The sequence below is a fragment of the Pseudomonas sp. MRSN 12121 genome, assembly GCF_000931465.1.
Taxonomy (GTDB): Bacteria; Pseudomonadota; Gammaproteobacteria; order Pseudomonadales; family Pseudomonadaceae; genus Aquipseudomonas.
The window spans coordinates 1,763,700-1,785,805 of sequence record NZ_CP010892.1; the positions used below are offsets into that span (position 1 = coordinate 1,763,700).

Annotated in this window: 15 protein-coding genes and 1 pseudogene; all 16 read left to right on the forward strand. The window is 64.7% G+C overall.

Annotated elements, in window-relative coordinates; all coding sequences use genetic code 11:
• Positions 1–20 precede the first annotated feature (20 nt).
• A complete protein-coding gene (locus TO66_RS08005) occupies positions 21–1,109 on the forward strand; it encodes a flagellar basal body P-ring protein FlgI (protein WP_044465970.1) in 1,089 nt (362 codons plus the stop codon).
• Between the two features lie 10 nt (positions 1,110–1,119).
• Complete coding sequence (flgJ, locus tag TO66_RS08010; RefSeq protein WP_044461833.1) at positions 1,120–2,385, forward strand: flagellar assembly peptidoglycan hydrolase FlgJ; 1,266 nt, start codon at positions 1,120–1,122, stop codon at positions 2,383–2,385.
• 10 nt (positions 2,386–2,395) lie between these two features.
• Positions 2,396–4,447 carry a flagellar hook-associated protein FlgK gene (flgK, locus tag TO66_RS08015; RefSeq protein ID WP_044461834.1) on the forward strand — a complete coding sequence of 684 codons (2,052 nt, stop codon included), beginning with the start codon at positions 2,396–2,398 and terminating at the stop codon, positions 4,445–4,447.
• Positions 4,448–4,460: 13 nt separating this feature from the next.
• Complete coding sequence (locus TO66_RS08020; RefSeq protein ID WP_044461835.1) at positions 4,461–6,032, forward strand: flagellar hook-associated protein 3; 1,572 nt, start codon at positions 4,461–4,463, stop codon at positions 6,030–6,032.
• 118 nt (positions 6,033–6,150) lie between these two features.
• Positions 6,151–9,723, forward strand: coding sequence for a glycosyltransferase (locus TO66_RS08025; RefSeq protein ID WP_044461836.1), 3,573 nt, complete (start codon positions 6,151–6,153; stop codon positions 9,721–9,723).
• A 289-nt stretch (positions 9,724–10,012) separates the two neighbouring features.
• The gene (gene rfbF / locus TO66_RS08030; protein ID WP_044461837.1) at positions 10,013–10,786 is read left to right on the forward strand and encodes a glucose-1-phosphate cytidylyltransferase; all 774 of its coding nucleotides are present in this window, start codon (positions 10,013–10,015) and stop codon (positions 10,784–10,786) included.
• The gene (gene rfbG / locus TO66_RS08035; protein ID WP_044461838.1) at positions 10,768–11,853 is read left to right on the forward strand and encodes a CDP-glucose 4,6-dehydratase; all 1,086 of its coding nucleotides are present in this window, start codon (positions 10,768–10,770) and stop codon (positions 11,851–11,853) included. Before rfbF ends, rfbG begins: the two co-directional genes overlap by 19 nt.
• A complete protein-coding gene (gene rfbC / locus TO66_RS08040) occupies positions 11,850–12,410 on the forward strand; it encodes a dTDP-4-dehydrorhamnose 3,5-epimerase (RefSeq protein ID WP_044461839.1) in 561 nt (186 codons plus the stop codon). Before rfbG ends, rfbC begins: the two co-directional genes overlap by 4 nt.
• Entirely contained in the window at positions 12,410–13,273 is an 864-nt protein-coding gene (locus tag TO66_RS08045) for an NAD(P)-dependent oxidoreductase (RefSeq protein ID WP_044461840.1), read from the forward strand. The genes rfbC and TO66_RS08045 overlap by 1 nt, the downstream gene beginning before the upstream one ends.
• Positions 13,270–14,340: a class I SAM-dependent methyltransferase gene (locus TO66_RS08050; protein WP_044461841.1), complete on the forward strand. Its 1,071-nt coding sequence runs from the start codon at positions 13,270–13,272 to the stop codon at positions 14,338–14,340. The genes TO66_RS08045 and TO66_RS08050 overlap by 4 nt, the downstream gene beginning before the upstream one ends.
• Before the next feature lie 17 nt (positions 14,341–14,357).
• Entirely contained in the window at positions 14,358–15,095 is a 738-nt protein-coding gene (locus tag TO66_RS08055; RefSeq protein ID WP_044461842.1) for a cephalosporin hydroxylase family protein, read from the forward strand.
• Between the two features lie 50 nt (positions 15,096–15,145).
• On the forward strand, positions 15,146–18,094 hold the full coding sequence (locus TO66_RS08060) for a TIGR00180 family glycosyltransferase (protein WP_044461843.1): 2,949 nt from the start codon (positions 15,146–15,148) through the stop codon (positions 18,092–18,094).
• 30 nt (positions 18,095–18,124) lie between these two features.
• Entirely contained in the window at positions 18,125–19,126 is a 1,002-nt protein-coding gene (gene pseB, locus TO66_RS08065; protein ID WP_044461844.1) for a UDP-N-acetylglucosamine 4,6-dehydratase (inverting), read from the forward strand.
• Positions 19,123–20,295: a UDP-4-amino-4,6-dideoxy-N-acetyl-beta-L-altrosamine transaminase gene (gene pseC, locus TO66_RS08070; protein WP_044461845.1), complete on the forward strand. Its 1,173-nt coding sequence runs from the start codon at positions 19,123–19,125 to the stop codon at positions 20,293–20,295. The genes pseB and pseC overlap by 4 nt, the downstream gene beginning before the upstream one ends.
• Complete coding sequence (gene pseF, locus TO66_RS08075) at positions 20,292–20,999, forward strand: pseudaminic acid cytidylyltransferase (protein ID WP_044461846.1); 708 nt, start codon at positions 20,292–20,294, stop codon at positions 20,997–20,999. The genes pseC and pseF overlap by 4 nt, the downstream gene beginning before the upstream one ends.
• Positions 20,996–22,036 (forward strand): annotated as a pseudogene (pseG, locus tag TO66_RS08080) (UDP-2,4-diacetamido-2,4,6-trideoxy-beta-L-altropyranose hydrolase); the annotation flags it as partial. The gene pseF and the pseudogene pseG, both read left to right, overlap by 4 nt.
• Positions 22,037–22,106: the final 70 nt, after the last annotated feature.

Here is a 22,106-nt window from a genome sequence, read left to right on the forward strand (position 1 = left end):
CGTTGAATTTCAAACGCCTCATGCTGGCCGCGCTGTTGTTCTCGGCGGCCTGCAACGTTCAAGCCGAACGGCTGAAGGACATCGCCAGCATTTCCGGCGTGCGTTCCAACCAGTTGATCGGCTACGGCCTGGTGGTCGGGCTTAACGGCACCGGCGACCAGACGACCCAGACCCCGTTCACCCTGCAGACCTTCAACAACATGCTGTCGCAGTTCGGCATCAAGGTGCCGCCGGGTTCCGGCAACGTGCAGTTGAAGAACGTCGCGGCGGTGTCGATCAGCGCCGATTTGCCAGCGTTCGCCAAGCCGGGGCAGCAGGTCGACGTCACCGTGTCCTCCATCGGCAACTCCAAGAGCCTGCGCGGCGGCACCTTGCTGCTGACGCCGCTCAAGGGCATCGATGGCAACGTCTACGCCATCGCCCAGGGCAACCTGGTGGTGGGCGGGTTCGACGCCGAGGGGCGCGACGGCTCGAAGATCACCGTCAACGTTCCGTCGGCCGGTCGCATTCCGGGCGGTGCTTCGGTGGAGCGGGCGGTGCCGAGCGGTTTCAACCAGGGCAACAGCCTGACCCTGAACCTCAATCGCTCCGACTTCACCACGGCCAAGCGCATCGTCGACAAGATCAACGACATGCTCGGCCCGGGCGTGGCCCAGGCCATCGATGGCGGTTCGATCCGGGTCACCGCGCCGCTCGATCCGAGCCAGCGCGTCGATTACCTGTCGATTCTCGAGAACCTGGAAATCGATCCGGGGCAGGCGGTGGCCAAGGTCATCATCAACTCGCGTACCGGCACCATCGTTATCGGCCAGAACGTCAAGGTCTCGCCGGCCGCCGTGACCCACGGCAGCCTCACGGTGACCATCACCGAGGACCCGATCGTCAGCCAGCCCGGCCCGTTGTCCAGCGGCCAGACCGCGGTCGTGCCACGTTCGCGGGTCAATGCCGAGCAGGAAGCCAAGCCGATGTTCAAGTTCGGCCCGGGCACCACCCTCGACGAAATCGTCCGGGCGGTGAACCAGGTCGGCGCGGCGCCCGGCGACCTGATGGCCATCCTCGAAGCCTTGAAGCAGGCCGGCGCGCTACAAGCCGACCTGATCGTGATCTGAGGTAGGGGCCATGGATATTCGCAAGAGCGGTCTGGTCAGCGGCGGGGATTCGGGTTCCTACTCGGACCTCAACCGGCTTAACCAGCTCAAGGTCGGCGACAAGAACAGCGACGCCAACATGCGCAAGGTGGCGCAGGAGTTCGAGTCGCTGTTTCTCAACGAGATGCTCAAGTCCATGCGTTCGGCCACCGAGGCGCTGGGCAAGGACAATCCGCTCAATACGCCGGCGGCCAAGCAATACCAGGAAATGTACGACCAGCAACTGGCGGTCTCCATGTCCCGCGAGGGAGGAGGCATCGGCCTGGCCGATGTGCTGATGCGCCAGATGTCGAAGAACAAGCCTGCCCACCCGGGCGCGGCGGCGACCTTGCCGGGCGCGCAGCCGGACAAGCCGGCGACCCCGACCGCCATCGCGGCCGGGACCACCGCCCTGGGCGGCCCGTTGTCGCGGGTCAACGGCCAGCGGCCATTGTGGGCCTCGCGGGCCCTGGAGCCGCAACGCGCTGCCGACGGCGGCACCCACAACGACATGGCGCTGCTCAACCAGCGGCGCATTTCCCTGCCGAGCAAGCTCACCGATCGCCTGCTGGCGGGCATCGTGCCGTCGGCCGACAGCGCCGCCGCGACCAATCGCGGCGCCTTGCCGGAACGCACCACGGCGGCCACCGATGCGCTGGTCAGGAACGGCTCGCGCAGCTTTGCCGCGGTACCGCACGGGCGCATGCAGATCTACGGTCGGGCCGTGGCGCAGCCGCCGTTGGCGCCGGCGAAGAAAGCCTTCAGCTCGGCCGACGAATTCGTCGCCACCATGCTGCCGATGGCGCAGCAGGCCGCCGACCGCATCGGGGTCGACCCGCGCTATCTGGTGGCCCAGGCCGCGCTGGAAACCGGCTGGGGCAAATCGGTGATGCGCCAGCAGGATGGCAGCAGCAGCCACAACCTGTTCGGCATCAAGGCCGGCAGCAGTTGGAAGGGCGAACAGGCGCGGGCGATCACCAGCGAATTCAGAAATGGGCAGATGGTCAAGGAGACGGCCGAGTTCCGTTCCTATGCCTCGTATCAGGACAGCTTCCATGACCTGGTGACCTTGTTGCAGAGCAACAATCGTTATCAAGAAGTGCTGAAGTCGGCCGATAACCCCGAACAGTTTGTACGCGAGTTGCAAAAGGCCGGTTATGCCACCGACCCGAACTACGCCAGCAAGATTTCGCAGATTGCCAAGCAGATGAAGAGCTACGAGAACTACGCTGCGGCGGGCGTTTCCACGAATTTATAAGGTCTGAATCATGAGTTTGCTCAATATCGGGATGTCGGGGCTGTCAGCCAGCCAAACGTCGTTGATGACCACGGGTAACAACATCGCCAATGCCGACACCGCCGGTTATTCGCGCCAGCAGACCGTGCAGGGCACCAAGGCTTCGAACCAGTACGGCAATGTCTTCATCGGCAGCGGTACCACCCTGGCCGACGTGCGCCGGGTGTACAACAGCTACCTGGACGCCCAGTTGCAGACCACCACCTCGCTGAACAGCGATGCCGCCGCCTACCTGGGGCAGATCACGCCGGTGGACAAGTTGCTGTCCGACAGCGGCACCGGCATCACGGGCGCGCTGACCAAGTTTTTCGCCTCGATGCAGAACGTCAACGCCAAGCCCGCCGACGATGCTTCGCGGCAGCTGCTGCTCAGCGATGCGCAGGCCCTGAGCAATCGCTTCAATTCCGTTTCCAGCCAGTTGAACGAGCAGAACGCCAACATCAACGGCAACCTGAGCAGCATGGCTGACCAGGTCAACAAGCTGGCGGCCACCATCGCCCAGTTGAACCAGAAGATTTCCGAGATTTCCACCGGCGGCGGCATGCCCAACGATCTGCTCGACGCGCGCAACGAGACCCTGCGCCAGCTGTCGACCTTCGTCAAAGTGGACGTTTCCGAACGCGGTCCGAATATCGACCTGTACCTGGGCAGCGGCCAGCCGCTGGTCATGGGCAACACCTCCAGCACCCTGGAAGTGGTCGCCGGCAAGACCGACCCGACCCGTTCTTCGCTGCAGCTCAATCGCGGCTCGAGCACCCTGGATGTGACCTCGGTGGTCACCGGTGGCGAGATCGGCGGCCTGCTGCGCTATCGCAGCGAAGTGCTGGACCCGGCGATGAACGAACTGGGGCGCGTGGCCCTGGTGATCGCCGACCAGGTCAACAGCCAGCTTGGCCAGGGTATCGACAAGAACGGCGAGTTCGGCGCAGCCCTGTTCAACAACATCAACAGTGCGGCCCTGATCAGCCAGCGCAGCATCGCCAGCGGCAACAACAGCGCCGGTTCGGGCAACCTCGACGTGACCATCAAGGACACCGGCAAGCTGACGATCAACGACTACACGGTGACCTTCTCCAGCGCCACCGACTACACGGTCAAGCGTTCCGACGGCACCAGCATGGGCGCGTTCAGCACCACCACCACGCCGCCACCGGTGATCGATGGTTTCACCCTGAGCCTCAATGGCGGGGCACTGAGTGCCGGCGACAGTTTCAAGATCACCCCGACCCGCAATGCCGCCGCCAACATCCAGACCGAGCTCACCGACTCCAAGCGCCTGGCCATCGCCGCGCCGCTGAATGCCGAAGTGCTGCCGGGCGCTACCGGTTCGCTGAGCATTCCGGGCCTGCCGACCGTCAAGCCGGCGCTGAATATCTACGATTCGGCCGCCAATGCCGAGATGCAGACCGCGATCAAGAACTCGGTGCCGGTCAAGCTGGTCTTCGACGCGCCGGCCAGCGGTAGCCAGGGCTACAAGTACTACGATGCCAAGGGCACGTTGATGGGCACCGGTTCGATCGTTCCGGGGCAGAACAACACCTTGAACCTGCAGATCAAGATGGTCGACGCCAGCGGCAACCCGATCACCGACGGTGGTACGCCACCGGTGCAGAAGACCTTCACCGTGGAAATGAGCGTCGCCGGTTCGCCGAAGGCAGGCGAAGGGCTGAACGTCAAGTTCAACGGCGCCGGTTCCACCGACAATCGCAACGGCACCGCGCTGGCGGGCCTGCAGAGCAAGCAGACCGTGGATACCGGTTCGGCCAGCAAGGGCATCACCCTGGTCGACGCCTACGGCAAGCTGGTCGAGCGTGTCGGTGCCAAGGCCAGCCAGGGCAAGCTCGACGGTGCCGCCACCGCGACCCTCCTGGCCAACGCCAAGAGCTCGCGGGACTCGCTGTCCGGGGTCGACCTGGATGAAGAGACCGGCAACCTGGTCAAGTACCAGCAGTACTACACAGCCTCTTCGCAAATCATCAAGGCGGCGCAGGAAACCTTCGCCACGCTGATCAACAGCCTTTAAGGAGTCGTAGCCCATGCGTATTTCCACCGCCCAGTTTTACGAGTCCTCGGCCGCCAACTATCAGAAGAACTTCGCCAATGTGGTCAAGAGCAGTGAGGAGGCCAGCAGCCTGACTCGCGTCAACACCGCGGCCGACGATCCGGTGGGTGCCTCGCGCCTGCTGCAATTGGGCCAGCAGGCTTCGCTGCTGAGCCAATACTCGACCAACACCACTTCGATCAAGGCGAGCCTGGGCCAGGCCGAATCGGTACTGACCAGCATCACCAACGTGCTGGCGCGGGCCCAGGAACTGGCGAGCGGGGCCGGCAACGCCGGTTACACCGACGAGGACCGCAAGGCCAACGCCTCCGAACTGGCGCAGATCGAAGAGCAGTTGCTGAGCCTGATGAACACCCAGGACGAAAACGGCAAGTACATCTTTGCCGGTTCCAAGGGCGATACCGTACCGTTCTCGCGCAACTCCGACGGCACCTACAGCTACAACGGCGACCAGACCACCCTGAATCTGCCTGTGGGCGACACCATGTCCATGGCCACCAATACCACCGGCTGGGCCGCTTTCCAGCAGGCCATCAATACCAGCCGCAGCCAGGTCAACATGACCGCGCCGGCGGTCGACGACGGCCGGGTTTCGCTGTCCAACGGCCAGGTGTCCTCGAATCCGAAGTACAACAGCGAGTTCCGCAGCGGCGAGCCGTACACCGTCAGCTTCCTCAGCAGCACCCAGTTCAAGATCACTGACAGCGCCGGCAACGACGTGACCTCCGAAGCCACCCAGAACGGCTCCTTCACGTCCAGCAAGGGCGCCGAGGCCCAGACCGTCAGCTTCCGTGGCGTCGACCTGCGCCTGAGCATCAACCTGAAGTCCGGCGACACCAACCCGGACGCGGTGATCGCCGGCCACAGCTTCACCCTGGCGGCCAAGCCCGATTCCTTCAACGTCTCGCGCAGCCCGGGCAACCCGTCGACCGCCGTGGTGACCGGCAGCACCATCAGCAATAACAACGCCTACAACGCCAGCTTCCCGAGCGGCGGGGCGATCCTCAAGTTCACCAGCGCCACCGACTACGAGCTGTATGCCTCGCCGATGACTGCCGACAGCAAGCCGGTGTCCACCGGAACCATGGCCGGCTCCACGGCGACCGCCTCGGGTGTGGATTTCACCTTCAGCGGCACCCCGGCGGCGGGCGACCAGTACATGGTGGCGGTCAACAACCATCAGACGCAGAACGTGCTCGACACCGTCAGCCAGCTGCGCAAGGTGCTGGATACGCCCACCAACGGTGACCCGATCGCCATCCAGAAACTCAACGCCGGGTTGCAGGCGGGCATGGCCAACCTGGCCAGTGGCGCCAATCAGGTGGCGAGCGCGGTCAGCGACATCGGTGGTCGCGGTTCGGCACTGGATATCCAGAACGAGACCAACCTGAGCCTGAGCGCGGCCAACACCCAGACCCAGTCGGCGATCCGCGATTCCGACCCGGCCGAAGTGATGACCCGCCTGACCCTGCAACAGACCATGCTGCAAGCCTCGCAACTGGCCTTCAGCAAGGTTGCCCAGCTGGGCCTGTTCAACAAGGTCTGAGCCTGGGCCGGCCGCTCCCGCGGGAGCGGCCGCAGCGTCGAGCCGTCAGCCGTCTTCATTAAGCGGTTCCGGGGCCCACGCCTGACCAGGCGGGCCCGCCGCTCGAGAGTTTCCCGCCGTGAATCAACGCCCTCTAGTCAGCATCGTCATCCCCGCCTTCAACCCGCGCTTCTTCAGCCAGGCGTTCGAGAGTGCGCTCGCCCAGACCTGGGAGCGGATCGAAATCGTCATCTGCGACGACTCGGCCGGCGATGAGATCCGCCAGGTGGTGGAGGCCGTCACCGAGCCGGCGCATCCCGTGCGTTATCTGCGCAACCCGCAACGCCTGGGCTTGCAGCAGAACCTGCTGCGGTGCGTCGAAGAGGCGCGGGGCGAGCTGATCAAGGTGCTTTGCGATGACGACCGGCTGTTCGCTCCCAGCATTGCCATGCAGGCCCAGGTGCTGGTCGACCATCCCGAGATCAGTCTGGTCTGCGCGTTGCGCATGATGAGCGACGCCGGCAATTTCATCCTGCCGGCGCGGGTCGAGAACGCCCGCCTGTCACCGAATGACGCGATGCTCAAGGGCGTCGACATGCTGGCGATTCTAGAGGGCACGCCACGCAACTTCCTCGGCAATTTCAGCTCGACCCTGATGCGCCGCGCCGATGTGCTGGAACTGCTGCCGGCCTTGACGCAGGCAGGTGCGGGCTTCATGGCGCTGCTGGATCTGGCGCTGTTCGTCTGCCTGATGCGGCGCGGCAACCTGGCGCTGCTCAATACGGTGCTGAGTACCGAGCGCCTGTACCCGGAGCGCTTGAGCAAACAGCCGGAAATGCAGCGGGCGGCGAAGCTCGAATGGGAGTGGCTGGCACAGATGCTCGCCGCGCGCAGCGGCGAGTCGGCGCCGGCCCCAGGCTGGGTGCGCAGTGTCGATCTGGCGAAGCTGGCCGAGCCTTCCTGGCAGTGGGAAGAGCTGTGCGTGACCCGGGTTCTCGGCAACCGCAATACCGTGGTCAGCGGCCGGGTAGGGGGCGAGAGCGAAAGCTACGCCGAGTTCTATCGCGAGTGGCTGGCGATCCGCTGTTTTACCGCGACCGAGAAACGCAATCTGCCGCAACGCATCGACAGTTGGCCGATGCGCCCGCAGATCGTGCCGATCGTGATCGACGCCGAGGGCGATGGCGCCGCCCTGGAATCCACCTTGCAGAGCCTGGCCGGGCAGTTGTATGCGCCGCAGGCGATTCTGCTGCTGTCCGACGCCCAGTGCGCGGGACATGAACGGGTATTGCAGCTGCCGCTGGAACCGCAGTGGCCGCAGCAGCTCAATGCCCTGGTGCCGCAGCTGGAAGGTTGCCACTGGTTCTACCTGCTGCGTGCCGGCGATATCTTGCAGGAGTCGGCGCTGCTGATTCTTGCCGAACGCATCGCCGCGACCCGGGGCGCGCTGTGCATCTACAGCGACGAAGGCGCGCTGGCGGAAGGCGAGTCCTGCGATCCGGTGTTCAAGCCCGATTTCAACCTCGACCTGATGCGTGGCTATCCCTATGTCGGCCGCACGCTGGCGTTCGAGCGCCAGCGCTTCCTGGACCTGGGCGGCTTCGATCCGGCATTCGGCGAGCTGGCGCCCCACGACCTGCTGTGGCGCCTGGTGGAAGAGGCAGGACCGCAGACCATCGAGCACATTGCCGAAATCCAGGTCGAGAGTCTGTTCCCGTTCGCCGACTGGCTGTCGCTGCCCGAGGTGATCGAGGGCAATGCGGGGCTGACCCGTGCGCACCTGGAGCGGATCGGTATCGAACACCGGATCCGTCACGACGACTTGCCGCTGCTCAACCGTATCGACTACCAGTATCCACGGCAGCCGCTGGTCTCGATCATCATCCACGCCGGCGACTCGCTGGTGGCCTTGCAGCGCTGCACCGAAAGCCTGATCGAAAAGACCGCCTACAGCCATTACGAAATCCTGATCGTCGACAGTGGCAGCCGCGACCCGGCCATGGCCGCCTGGCTGGACGCCATGGCGCAGCTCGGCGCGGAGATGTTGCGGGTGCTGCCGTTCGACGGTGGCAGCAATCAGGCGGCGATCCGCAACCATGGGGCGCGGCATGCCCATGGCGAATACCTGCTGTTGCTCAGTGCCAATGCCCTGATCGTCTCCGGCGACTGGCTGGTCGAATTGCTCAATCACGCCCAGCGTCCGGAAGTGGGCGTGGTGGGCGCGCGCCTGCTCGGTCTCGACGGTTCGATCGTGCATGCCGGGCTGATTCTCGGCCTGGCCGGCGCCGCCAGTTCGCCGTTTGCCGGCGAGGCGGCCAGTGCCCGCGGCTACATGCAGCGCTTGCAGGTGGCGCAGAGCTGGAGCGCGGTCAGCGGCGATTGCCTGATGGTGCGCAAGGAAGTCTTCGACAGCGTCGGCCAGTTGGACGAGGTCGATTACCCCCATGATCTCGGCGACGTCGACCTATGCCTGCGGATCAACCGCGACGGTTACCTGGTGGTCTGGACGCCTTATGCCAGCCTGATGCTGGTGCCGGCCGGGCCAGCGCCGCAAGAGCCCGAAGCCCTGGAGCGACGGGAGCGCGAGCACGACACTTTCTATCGCCGCTGGATGCCCCTGGTCGCCCGCGATCCGGCCTACAACCCGGCCTTGAGCCTGGGGTATTCCAGCTTCAGCCTGGAAGTGGGGCTGCGCAACAACTGGAACCCGTTCGCCACTCGCGCCTTGCCGCTGGTGCTCGGCCTGCCTGTGAGCAGCTCGGCGGTGGGCCATTATCGGGTGACTGCGCCTCTCGCGGCGTTGGAGGAGGAAGGGCGGTTGCTCGGCCGGTTCGCCTACGAGTCGCCGTCGAGCGTGGAAATCGAGCGCCTGTCCCCCGACTCGATCATCTTGCAGTGTCGCTACAGCGACGGGGCGGTGAGCGATATCCAGCGGATGAAAAAGTACGCCAATGCCCTGCGGGTGTTCGAGCTGGACGACTACGTGGTCAGCGCGCCGAAGAAGAACACCCACGCGCGCAACAAGCCGGTCAACACCGAAGAAATGCTGCGCCAGGGCATCGCCCTGTGCGACCGGGTGGTGGTGACCACCCAGCCGCTGGCCGATGCCTTGTCGAGCATGCACAACGATATCCGGATCGTGCCGAACATGCTGCCGGTCGACCCCTGGGGCAGCCTGACCAGTCGCCGCGGCACCTCGAGCAAGCCGCGGGTGGGCTGGGGCGGCGGCACCAGCCATACCGGCGACCTGGAGATCATCGCCGAGACGGTGCGCGAGCTGGCCAATGAGGTCGAATGGGTGTTCTTCGGCATGTGCCCGGACGAATTGCGTCCCTATGTCCACGAGTTCCATTCCGTCATCGGCCTGCAGGCCTATCCGTTCAAGCTGGCCAGTCTCAATCTCGACCTGGCCCTGGCGCCGCTGGAGTTCCACATCTTCAACGACTGCAAGAGCAACCTGCGCCTGCTGGAATACGGGGCCTGCGGCTACCCGGTGATCTGCACCGACACCGCGGCCTATCGTGGCTACCTGCCCTGTACCAAGGTCGTGAGCAACAGCACCCGTGAGTGGGTTGACGCGATCCGCATGCACCTGGCCGATCCCGAAGCCAGCTACCGCATGGGCGATGCCTTGCGCGAGGAAGTGCTGCGCGACTACATGTTGCGTGGCAACAACCTGAACCTGTGGATGCAGGGCTGGCTGCCGGACTGATCCGGCGTCCGCGCGTCCAGGAGCCAGGCTGTCGTGCCTGGCTTTTTTTTGCCGTTCGCCCAGGCTTTCTGTCTTTGCAGGACGGTTTTTCCGCTTTTTTCATGGCACCGGGCCCCGGCCCTGGTTGGCGGGAGCTGGCGCGTTTCCTGCAAGACCCCTCGATATCGCCATAAAACGGGCGTTTCCACCGAACCGGGAGGAGGCGCCAAGGCACACCGTTTTATCCAGAAGGCCCGCAAAAAGCCCGGTATAGCCAGGCAGAGCCCTGTGACGAACAAGAGGGGAGACGATGAAGGCAGTTATTTTGGCGGGGGGGCTGGGCACGCGCATTAGCGAGGAGTCCCACCTCAAGCCCAAGCCAATGATCGAGATCGGTGGCAAGCCAATTCTCTGGCACATCATGAAACAGTACTCCGCCCATGGCATTCACGATTTCGTGATCTGCCTGGGCTACAAGGGGTACGCGATCAAGGATTTCTTCGCCAACTACTTCCTGCACACCTCCGACGTCACCTTCGACATGCGGGAAAACCGCATGGACGTTCACCAGAACTACAGCGAGCCCTGGCGCGTGACCCTGATCGACACCGGGGAAGAAACCATGACAGGCGGGCGTTTGCGCCGGGCCGGCCGCTATCTGGAGAACGAAGAGGCTTTCTGCTTCACCTACGGCGACGGCGTGTCCGACCTGAATATCGGCGCCCTGGTGGCGTTCCACCGGGCCCACGGCAAGCAGGCCACGGTCACGGCCGTGCAGCCGCCCGGGCGCTACGGCGCGCTGGAACGCGAGGGCGACAGTGTCCTCGGCTTTACCGAAAAACCCCGCGGTGACGGTGGCTGGATCAATGGCGGGTTCTTCGTGCTGTCGCCCAAGGTGCTGCCGCTGCTGACCGGCGACGACACGGTGTGGGAAGCCGATCCGCTGTCGACCCTGGCCCGGCAGGGCCAGTTGCATGCCTTCCAGCACGACGGCTTCTGGCACCCGATGGATACCCTGCGCGACAAGAACCACCTGGATCAGCTCTGGCAAACCGGGGAGGCCCCATGGAAGCAGTGGGATTGAGCGAACAATTCTGGCGCGGCAAGCGGGTCTTGCTGACCGGCCATACCGGCTTCAAGGGCAGTTGGCTGGCCCTGTGGCTGCACAGCCTGGGCGCCGAAGTCAGCGGTTTCTCCCTGGATCCTGCGACCGAGCCGAGCCTGTTCGAGCTGGCGCGGGTCGCCGAAGGCATCAACGACCAGCGTGGCGACCTGCGCGATCTCGGCGCCTTGCTCGAGCTGATTGCCGAGACGCAGCCGGAGATCGTCCTGCACCTGGCGGCGCAACCGCTGGTGCGCGAAGGCTATCGCGATCCGCTGGGCACCTATTCGAGCAACGTGATGGGCACCCTCAACCTGCTGGAGGCGATCCGCCAGGTCGGCGGGGTGCGCGCCTGCGTGCTGGTGACCACCGACAAGGTCTACGCCAACCAGGAATGGCTGTGGCCCTACCGCGAGAACGAAGCCCTGGGCGGGCATGATCCCTATAGCAGCAGCAAGGCCTGTTGCGAGCTGTTGGCGCAATCCTATGCCGCCTCGTTTTTCCCCGCCGAGCGTTATGCCGAGCATGGCCTGGCGCTGGCCACGGCCCGTGCCGGCAACGTACTGGGCGGCGGCGACTTTGCCCCCGAGCGGCTGATTCCCGATGTGCTCAAGGCCTGGTCGGCCGACGAGCCGGTGACCCTGCGCTACCCGCAGGCGGTGCGCCCGTGGCAGCACGCCCTGGAACCCCTGGCCGGCTACCTGCAACTGGCCGCCGGGCTCTATGAACAGGGGCCGCGCTTTGCCGGCGCCTGGAACTTCGGGCCGAGCGAAGCGGACATGTGCAGCGTGGGCGAAGTCGTCGAGCTGCTGGCCGCACGCTGGCCGGCAGCCCCCGGGCTGCGGGTCGAGCCGAGCGAGCTGCATGAGGCCGGCCTGTTGCGCCTGGACAGCAGTCGCGCCCGCCAGTTGCTGGCCTGGCAACCCCGCTGGTCGTTGCAGCAGTGCCTGGCGCAGACCCTGGACTGGCACCTCGCCTGGCAGCGTGGCGATGACATGCGTGTGGCGACACTCGATCAACTGAGACTCTATAAGGAGGGGCTGGCATGAGTGAGATCAAGCTCCAGGCATTGGGACTGGAAGGGCTTTATCTGATTCAGCAAAAGGTCTTTTGCGATGAGCGCGGACGTTTTGCCCGGCTGTTCTGCCAAACCAGCCTGAGCCTTCAAGGGCGTCCTTTTGTTATCCGTCAAATCAATCATTCGCGGACCTCGGAACAAGGCAGTGTGCGTGGCCTGCATTTCCAGCAGGCGGGGTATGCCGAATCCAAACTGATCACCTGCACTCGCGGTGCGGTCTGGGATGTGGCGGTGGATCTGCGTCCCGACTCGTCAACATTCCTGCAATGGCACGGGCAAGAGCTGCGTGCTGACGATGGTCGCAGCCTGCTGATCCCGGCGGGCTTCGCCCATGGCTTCCAGGCGCTGACCGACGACAGCGAGGTGTTGTACTTTACCGACGCCGACTATGCGCCAGCTCACGAGGCCGGGTTGTCAGTATCCGATCCGGCGCTGGCCATCACCTGGCCGTTGCCCGTCAAGAACTTGTCGGCCAAGGATGCGTGTCATCCCTGGGTGGATGAGCACTTCCGTGGAGTCCGGCTCTGATGAACTGCCCGCGACAGGTGCTGGTCACTGGTGCAACCGGTTTTGTAGGGCGCCACTTGGTCAGTGCCTTGCTGGCCAAAGGCATCGCGGTCCGAGCCGTGGCTCGTCGTCTGGATGTGGCCCGGCAGATGCCCTGGTTCGATTCGGTCGAGTTTGTCGAGGCGGATATCCATCTGGCCAGCCTGGACGTTGTTGCCCTGACAGAGGGTATCGATGCCATGGCTCACCTGGCCTGGCCTGGCCTGCCAAACTATCAGGCGCTAGTGCATTTCGAGCGTACCTTGCCGGCCGACTACCGTTTCATCAAGCAGGTGGTGGCTTGTGGCGTCAGGCAGGTACTGGTCACGGGCACCTGCTTTGAATATGGCCTGCAAAGCGGTCCCTTGAGCGAGCAAACGCTCCCCCAGCCCAATACGCCCTATGGCCTGGCCAAACATAGCCTGCGCCTGTTTCTTGCGGCCTTGCAGCGCGAGCATTCGTTCACGCTGCAGTGGGCGCGGCTGTTTTACCTGCACGGCGCCGGGCAGAACCCCAACAGCCTGCTGGCCGCGCTGGACCGGGCGATCGATGCGGGCGAGGCGTCGTTCGACATGTCTGCCGGGGAGCAGTTGCGCGATTTCCTGGAGATCGAGACCGCGGCCGCTTATCTCGCGGCGATCCTGCAACGGCGCGATTTCGATGGCGTGGTCAACTGCGCCAGCGGCCAGCCGATCGCGGTGCGCACGCTGGTCGAGCAACGTTTGCGCGAGCGCGGTGCGGCACTGGATCTGAACCTTGGCCACTACCCGTACCTGACCCACGAGCCGCTGGCGTTCTGGGCGGTGACCGACCGTTTGCAACAGTTATTGGGAGCAGGGCAATGAGGCACGAGTTGTATCGGGTCACGGATCTGCCGGTGTTGCAGAACCGCACCTTTGCCGATGCCGAATCGGCGAAAGCGTCGGCCAGCGCCGACATGCTGCTGGTGCAGGATGAGCTCAGCGGCCTGATCTTCAACGCCGCGTTCGATGCCGACAAACTCAGCTACGACGCCGACTATCAGAACGAGCAGGCGCATTCCGGCCAGTTCCAGCGGCATCTGGACGATGTCGAGGGCATCATCGCCCGGCACTTCAAGGGGCAGGAACTGATCGAGGTCGGGTGCGGCAAGGGCTACTTTCTTGATTTGCTCAAGGGCCTGGGCTATGCCATTACCGGCATCGATCCGGCGTACGAAGGCGATAACGCCGACGTGATCAAGGCGCCGTTCACCCGTGGCCTGGGCCTGGCGGCGGACGCCATCGTGCTGCGCCATGTGCTGGAGCATATCCAGGACCCGCTGAGCTTCCTCGCCGAGATCGCCGAAGCCAACCAGGGCGGACAGATCTACATCGAAGTACCGTGCTTCGACTGGATCCTCGAGCATCGGGCCTGGTTTGACCTGTTCTACGAGCACGTCAACTATTTCCGCCTCGACGACCTGCGCCGGATGTTCGGCACCGTGCACGAGGCCGGTCACCTGTTCGGTGGCCAGTATCTCTATGTCGTCGCCGACCTTTCCACGTTGCGCCTGACGCCGGAACAACCCGTGCCACGCCTGGCCTTGCCCGAGGGCTTCACGGCCAGCCTCGACCGCGCGGTGCACATCATCCGCAGCGCCCCCGAGCAGGGTTCGGCCATCTGGGGGGCATCGTCCAAAGGCGTGATCTATTCGCTGTTCCTGCAACGCGCAGGGGTGGCGGTGGATCGCGTGGTGGATATCAACCCGGCCAAGCAGGGACGTTATCTGCCCCTGAGCGGCGCGCGGGTGTCCTCGCCGCAAGAGGCCATGGACGCGTTGCCCGAGGGCGCCAATCTGTTTGTGATGAACTCCAACTACCTCGAAGAAATCAAGCGGATGACCGGTGGACGCTACGTCTATTACGCCGTTGACAGCGCTTCGTTCCAGTGACCATTGAGAATTTCCAAATGACCGACAACAGCATCAACCAAGCCTTCGAAGCCGAGTGCCGGGAGCAGATCGCCCAGCAGGGCGACGACCCGAAACTCACCGGCCTGGCCCGTGACTTCTTCAACGAGTCCGCCAAGCACAAGTACAGCTATCACTTCTCGTGGATGGGCCGCCCGATCATCCAGCTGCCGCAAGACATGCTGGCGATGCAGGAGATCATCTGGCGGGTCAAGCCGGACCTGGTGATCGAGTGCGGCATCGCCCATGGCGGTTCGATCATCTACTACGCTTCGCTGCTCGAATTGCAGGGCCATGGCGAAGTGCTGGGCATCGACCTGGATATCCGCGCCCACAACCGCGAAGCCATCGAGAGCCATCCGATGAGCAAGCGCATCAGCATGATCGAAGGTTCGAGCATCGACCCGGCGATCGCCGAACAGGTGCGCGCGGCGGCCGCGGGCAAGAAGGTCATCCTGGTGCTGGACTCCAACCACACCCACGATCATGTGCTCGAAGAGCTGCGCCTGTATGCGCCGCTGGTGTCGGTGGACAGCTACTGCGTGGTGATGGACACCGTGGTCGAGGACATGCCGGCGGACTTCTTCCCGGATCGCCCATGGGGCCCGGGCGACAACCCGAAAACCGCGGTCTGGGCCTACCTGGAAGAGAACCGCGATTTCGAGATCGACCAGCAGATGCAGAACAAGCTGCTGATCACCGTGGCGCCAGACGGCTATCTGCGTCGCGTACGTTAAATATCAAGATGGTTGCAAAACAGCACTTTGCCGGTTGTGGGGAAACACTGATGCAGGTTCAAGACAAGTCTCAAGACACTCGCGCACCGCTGAGCGAGCGTTTCACGCTGGTGGTGATAACCCACAACCGCAAGGCGTTCCTGCGCCGTACCTTGCAGTACTACAGCACCTATCCGTGCCGGATCCTGGTGCTGGACTCCTCGCTGCAGGCCGACGAGGCCCTGGTCGCGCAGTTTCCCCAGATCGACTACCGGCATCTGCCGCAGTTCACCTACAAGGGGTTGCAGGACAAGCTCACCTACGGCGTCGGGCAGGTCACCACGCCGTACATGGTGTTCGCCGCCGACGATGACTTCCTGCTGCATGGCGCGTTGACCGAATCGGTGGAGTTTCTCGAAGCCAACCCCGACTACGGCCTGTGCCACGGCTACGGGATGATGTACCTTGCCCGCGGCGCCGAGGTGAACTACTACCGGCGCGATTGCCGGGTCATCGAGGATTATTCCTCGCAGGACGCTGGCGAACGGGTCATGGCGTTCATGGGGCAGTTCCTGCCGCCGTTCTACGCAGTGACCCGCACCGACCTGCTGCAGCAGTGGTACAGCCTGCTGCCGCCGGGCACCAGCTTCGAATGGCAGGAAATCGGTCATACCTTCTTTCTGCTGGCATCGGCCAAGGCCCGCATCCTGCCGATTCCCTTCGCAGTGCGGGAAATCAACTACGGCGCTTCGGAACACAACACCAACGTGCTGACGGTGCTGACCTACGGCGATGCCAAGTCGGTGGCCCAGCGCGAGGCGTTTGCCGAGTTCCTTGCCTCGTTGCCTACGGGGCTCAGCGGCCAGGATCCTGCGCGGATCAAGCAGGTGGCCCTGGACAGCTTCGTGGCCATGGCCCAGTGCCTGCTGACCGGGCGTTCGCTCAACGGCAAGATGATTTTCCGTTCGGCCTGGGTCGAACCGGGCGCCGAGCCGGTGCGTTCGTTCGCTCCGGAACAGTTCGTCGAAATGCCGTTCTACAACAAGCCGATGTTCGATCTGCTGACCGAATTCGAATTCCTCATGCATGCGATGCCCGCCGGCCGCCTGCAGCTGCAGGAGCTGGAAGGCTTGCTGCTCAAGCAGCAGGAACTGATGCAAGTGCAGGTCAACGACACCGAGCGCACCCTGCGCAGTCGTTTGTGGGAGGCGCTGACGCTCAACCTGTTCAACGCCGAAGTGGTCCGGCGCCTGGCCGATTCGCTGCAGGCGTGCGAGGACAAGAGCGCCGAGGAACAGGAAGACGCCCGCAAGCTGCAGGCCTGGGCCGAGCGGCTGGCCACGGTGCCCTTCCAGGACGGCCCGGCACTGCTGGAGAGCATGCCGTCGGGACGCCTGTTGAACTGGCTGGAGGCACGCGGCCCCGACGCACAGCAGCTCAAGTCGATCCGGGAATACCTGGCCCGGCACAGTGGCGGCCCGACCTTCGGCATCCTGCTGCTCGACCTCGAGGCGGACATGGTCAAGTTGCAGGCGACCTTCGACAGCCTGGTCAACGGCTATTGCCGGGCCTTCCAGGTCGTGGTCTTCACCACCGGCGAGCTGCCGGCGACCACTACCGCCCGCGACACCGTGCATTTCGTCAAGGTCAGCACCGCCAACTACGTGGAGCGGATCAACCAGGCGCTGGCCCAGTCTTCCTGCGACTGGCTGGTCCTGGCCCGTGCCGGCGAGCGTTTCACCGCCAGCGGGCTGTTGCGCGCCAGCCTGGAACTGCTGGGCGCCGAAGGCTGCCGTGCGGTGGCCATGGATGAGATCCAGTACGCCGCCGACGGCACGTTGAAGGACGTGTTCCGTCCAGGCGTCAACCTGGACCTGCTGCAAAGCGTGCCGGACCTGATGGCCGGCCATTGGCTGATTCGCCGGGAGGTGTTGGCGGCTGCCGGCGGCTATTCGACGAACTTTGCCCAGGCCATGGAATACGACCTGTTGCTGCGCCTGATCGAGGACGGCGGCCTGGCCGGCCTGGCCCATCTGGCCGAGCCGTTGCTGATCGGCCACGCCGCACCGCAGGAGGAGAACCCGCAACAGAGCCAGGCGCTGACCCGGCACCTGGGCAAGCGTGGCTACCGGGCCCAGGTCGGTTCGACCCAGCCTGGGGTCTACCAGATCAACTACGCCCATGCCGAACGCCCCCTGGTCTCGATCATTCTGCGCAGCGAAGACAACCTGGAACAGTTGCAGCCTTGCCTGGTCAGCGTATTGCAGCGCACGCGCTACCAGCGCTACGAAGTGGTCATCGGCGACAACCACAGCCAGTCCCCGGAGCTGGCCGACTGGCTGGCCAGCCTGGAGCAGAAGGGCGAGCGCATTCGTGTGCTACGCAGCCCGCGGCGCCTGAGCGCCTCGGCGCTGTATAACGCGGCGAGCCAGGAGACCCGGGGCGAGTACCTGGTGCTGCTGGCGGCCGATGCCGAGGTGGTCAACGCCGACTGGCTGGAAAGCCTGCTCAACCAGGCGCAACGTCCGGAAATCGGCGTCGTCGGTGCCCGCCTGCTCGACGCCAGGGGCGCGACCACTTCGGCCGGCCTGGTCCTGGGCCTTAACGAGCATCTGGGCGCGGCGTTCGCCGGCGAGCCCAAGGGCGCCAGCGGCTACCTCAACGGTTTGCTCGCCGAGCAGAACTATTCGGCGGTTTCCGGGGCGTGCCTGATGATTCGCAAGGAGGTCTACAACGCCGTCGGCGGCCTGGACGAAGAGCATTTCGCCGAAGTGTTCGGCGATGTCGACCTGTGCCTGAAGGTGGCCGATGCCGGCTTGCTGACGGTCTGGACGCCGCAGGTGCAGATCCTCCACCCGGGCACCCTGGCGGACGATCCCCAGGCCGCGGCGGCCCTGCGTGACAAATGGGCGGCGCGTTTTGCCCATGACGTGGCGTACAACCAGAACCTGAGCCTGTGCGGCAAGGGTTTCACTCCCGGCGTTCCTGCCAGTGTCGACTGGGCGCAGCTGCTTGCATAAGCCTGGCTGACAGGTAAAAGGACTCAAGGCATGTTCAACGGCAAATCGATTCTTATCTCTGGTGGCACCGGTTCGTTCGGGCGCAATTTCATCCGGCGCCTGCTGGAGCAGTACCAGCCCAAGCGGGTGGTGGTGTTCTCGCGTGACGAACTGAAACAGTACGAAATGCAGCAGACCTTCAATGCGTCCTGCATGCGTTATTTCCTCGGCGACGTGCGCGACGCCGAGCGCCTGCGCCAGGCCATGCGCGGCATCGACTACGTGGTGCACGCCGCGGCCCTGAAGCAGGTGCCTGCGGCGGAATACAACCCTACCGAGTGCATTCGCACCAACGTCAATGGCGCGGAAAACATCATCGCCGCGGCCATCGACAACGGTGTGAAAAAAGTGGTCGCGCTGTCCACCGACAAGGCGGCCAGCCCGGTCAACCTGTATGGCGCGACCAAACTGCTGTCGGACAAGCTGTTCGTCGCGGCGAACAATATCGCCGGCGACCAGCAGACCCGCTTTGCCGTGGTGCGTTATGGCAATGTGGCGGGCTCCCGCGGGTCGGTGGTGCCGTTCTTCAGCAAGCTGATCGCCGGAGGCGCTCGTGAATTGCCCATCACCGACGAGCGCATGACCCGCTTCTGGATCACCCTGGACCACGGTGTGCAGTTCGTGCTCGACAGCTTCTCGCGCATGCATGGCGGCGAAATTTTCGTGCCGAAGATCCCTTCGATCCGCATCGTCGACCTGGCGCAGGGCATGGCGCAGCATCTGCCGCACAAGCGGGTGGGCATCCGTCCCGGGGAGAAGCTCCACGAACTGATGGTGCCGCTGGACGACGCGCGCATGACCCTGGAGTTCGCCGACCACTACACCATCCAGCCGTCGATCCGCTTCACCAACGTCAACCTCGACTTCGCCGTGGATGGCCTGGGCGAGCGGGGCCAGCCGGTGGACGAGGAGTTCGAATACCGCTCCGACACCAACCCGCATTTCCTCTCGGTGGAGCAGATCGCCGAGCTGCACGCCGGGTTGTCGGCATGATTCCCTACGGGCGCCAGAGTCTCGACCAGGCCGATATCGATGCGGTGGTGGCGGTGTTGCAGTCCGACTGGCTGACCCAGGGACCGAGCATCGAACGCTTCGAACAGGCCATGGCCAGCCGTTGCGAGGCGGGTTTCGGCGTGGCGGTGTGCAATGCCACCGCGGCCTTGCACATTGCCTGTCTGGCCGCCGGGCTGGGGCCGGGGGACCGGTTGTGGACCACGCCCAATACCTTCCTGGCGTCGGCCAACTGCGGGCGCTATTGCGGCGCCGAGGTGGACTTCGTCGATATCGACCCGCACACCTGGAACATGAATGCCCGGGCACTGGCCCGCAAGCTGGAGGCTGCCGAGCGCAGCGGGACCCTGCCCAAGGTGGTGGTGGCGGTGGCGTTCTCCGGGCAAAGCTGCGACATGCGGGCGATGGCGCAATTGGCCAAGCGTTATGACTTCGTGCTGATCGAGGATGCCTCCCACGCGGTGGGTGCGTCCTATGCCGGGCGTCCGGTGGGCTGTGGCGAGTTTGCCGCGATGACGGTGTTCAGTTTCCATCCGGTGAAAATCATCACCAGCGCCGAGGGCGGGATGGTCCTGACCAACGACCCACGGTTGGCGGACCACCTGCGGCGCCTGCGCAGCCACGGCATGACCCGTGACCCGGCGCAGATGAGCGAGCCGAGCCACGGCCCCTGGTACTACCAGCAGACCGAACTGGGTTTCAACTATCGGATCACCGACCTGCAGGCAGCCTTGGGCCTGTCGCAGCTGGACAAGCTCGAAGGTTTCGTCGCCCGGCGCCGACAGCTCGCCGCTCGTTACCAGCAGCTGCTGGGCGATCTGCCGCTGACCTTGCCACAGGCCCAGGCCGATGCGGAGTCAGCCTGGCACCTGTATGTGGTGCGCTTGCAAACCGAACGCATCCGTCGCCCTCACCGCGAGGTGTTCGAGGCGCTGCGCGCGGCTGGCGTGGGCGTCAACCTGCACTACATTCCAGTGCATTTGCAGCCTTATTACCGCGACCTGGGCTTCGCCGCCGGCGATTTCCCCGAGGCTGAGCGCTATTACGCCGAGGCCATCAGCCTGCCGCTGTTTCCAGCGCTGGACGATGCCCGGCAAACCTATGTGGCCGAGCAATTGCGCCGGCTTGTCCTGGAGCCCGCCCAGCCTTGAGCGCCATCGCGATCATTCCCGCCCGAGGCGGCAGCAAGCGCATTCCGCGCAAGAACCTCAAGCCGTTCGACGGCGTGCCGATGATTGCCCGCTCGATTGCCACGGCGCTCGACTCCGGACTGTTCGACCAGGTGCTGGTCAGTACCGACGATCCGGAGATCGCCGAGCTGGCCAGGGCCTGCGGCGCCCGCGTGCCCTTCATGCGGCCGACGGAGCTGGCGGACGATTTCACCGGCACCGGCCCGGTGATCGCGCATGCCCTGGAAGCGTTGCGCGAGCATGGCGAGACTTTCGATTACGCCTGCTGCATCTATGCCACCGCGCCCTTGCTGCAGGTGCGCTACCTGCGCCAGGGGTTCGCGGCGCTGGCGGCCCATCCCGACAAGTCCTTCGCCTTTTCCGTGTGCAGTTTTGCGTTCCCGGTGCAGCGCGCCCTGACCCTGGACGAGCAGGGCGCGCTGACCGCGCTGTATCCGGAGTTTCGCGGCACCCGCTCCCAGGACTTGCCACCGGCCTATCAGGATGCGGGGCAGTTTTATTGGGGGCGCAGCGCGGCCTGGTTGCGTGGCGACCTGGTGTTTTCCCCGCTCAGCTTGCCGGTGATCCTGCCGCGGCACCTGGTCCAGGACATCGACAGCGAAGAGGACTGGTTGCGCGCGGAGTACCTGTATGCGGCGCTCAAGGCCGGGGGAGAGCTGGAGTGAGGCTGCTGATCCGTGCCGATGCGTCGCCGGCCATCGGCAGCGGGCACATCGCCCGCTGCCTGACCCTGGCCCGCAAACTGCGGGAGCAGGGCGCCACGGTGGCGTTCGCCTGCCGGACCTTGCCTGGGCATGCGCTGGAGCGTCTGGTCGAGCAGGGCTTCCAGGCCTTCGCGTTGCCGGCGCACTATCCGCACGAAACCCAGGGGGACATCGAAGCATTGCTGCCCTGGCAGGCGGATATCGCCGCTTTGCAGGCTCGGTTGCAGGATCAACCGCGTTTCGACTGGGTGCTGGTCGACCATTACGGTCTCGATGCCCAATGGCAGCAGGCGGCACGCCAGTGGGCGCCGCGGATCGCCGCCATCGACGACCTGGCCAACCGGCGGCACGCCGTCGATCTGTTGCTCGACCAGAATTTCAGCGGCACGCCGCAGGCATACGCGGGGCTGCTCGGCAGCGCTTGCCGGACGTTGTTTGGGCCGCATTTCGCCCTGTTGCGAGAAGAGTTCGATTGCCCGCCGATCGTCATCCGGCAACGGGCACGCCGGGTGTTGGTGAACTTTGGCGGTTTCGATGCAGCCAGCCAGACGCACAAGGCCATGCAGGCGTTGAGCGGGCTTGCAGGGCTGGAGGTGGATTTTGTCGCCGGTGCCGACAATCCGGCCTGGGAGCAGATGCAGCGCCTGGCCGCCGGTCGTGAAGATTGGCGCTTGCACGCCTATACCCGCGACTTCTTCCGCCTGATGGCCGAGGCGGACCTGTTTATCGGTGCCGGTGGCGGCACCAGCTGGGAGCGCGCCGCGCTGGGCCTGCCGACCCTGTGCATCAGCGTGGCCGGCAACCAGGAGGCCAATGCCCGGCAGTTGGCCGAAGCGGGCATGCACCTCTACCTGGGCGGCAGCGAGCAAGTGAGTGTCGAACAGATACGCCAGGCGGTCGTGGCGCTCGTCGACGATTACCCGTTGCGCCAGGCCCTGGCGCAACGCTCCCGACAGTTGGTGGACGGGCAGGGGGCAGCGCGGGTGGCGGCGGCGCTGCTTGAGAGGACGGGACGGCCTGTGTGCGGTGCCGGTGAGAAAACGGCCACCGATGAATTCATGCGTGAAG

Coding starts and splice junctions, on each gene's coding strand:
- flgJ (WP_044461833.1), top strand. CDS start 1,120: ATGGATATTCGCAAGAGCGGTCTGGTCAGCGGCGGGGATTCGGGTTCC.
- TO66_RS08050 (WP_044461841.1), top strand. CDS start 13,270: ATGAGGCACGAGTTGTATCGGGTCACGGATCTGCCGGTGTTGCAGAAC.
- pseC (WP_044461845.1), top strand. CDS start 19,123: ATGATTCCCTACGGGCGCCAGAGTCTCGACCAGGCCGATATCGATGCG.
- TO66_RS08005 (WP_044465970.1), top strand. CDS start 21: ATGCTGGCCGCGCTGTTGTTCTCGGCGGCCTGCAACGTTCAAGCCGAA.
- flgK (WP_044461834.1), top strand. CDS start 2,396: ATGAGTTTGCTCAATATCGGGATGTCGGGGCTGTCAGCCAGCCAAACG.
- rfbF (WP_044461837.1), top strand. CDS start 10,013: ATGAAGGCAGTTATTTTGGCGGGGGGGCTGGGCACGCGCATTAGCGAG.
- TO66_RS08060 (WP_044461843.1), top strand. CDS start 15,146: ATGCAGGTTCAAGACAAGTCTCAAGACACTCGCGCACCGCTGAGCGAG.
- TO66_RS08045 (WP_044461840.1), top strand. CDS start 12,410: ATGAACTGCCCGCGACAGGTGCTGGTCACTGGTGCAACCGGTTTTGTA.
- rfbC (WP_044461839.1), top strand. CDS start 11,850: ATGAGTGAGATCAAGCTCCAGGCATTGGGACTGGAAGGGCTTTATCTG.
- TO66_RS08020 (WP_044461835.1), top strand. CDS start 4,461: ATGCGTATTTCCACCGCCCAGTTTTACGAGTCCTCGGCCGCCAACTAT.
- rfbG (WP_044461838.1), top strand. CDS start 10,768: ATGGAAGCAGTGGGATTGAGCGAACAATTCTGGCGCGGCAAGCGGGTC.
- TO66_RS08055 (WP_044461842.1), top strand. CDS start 14,358: ATGACCGACAACAGCATCAACCAAGCCTTCGAAGCCGAGTGCCGGGAG.
- pseB (WP_044461844.1), top strand. CDS start 18,125: ATGTTCAACGGCAAATCGATTCTTATCTCTGGTGGCACCGGTTCGTTC.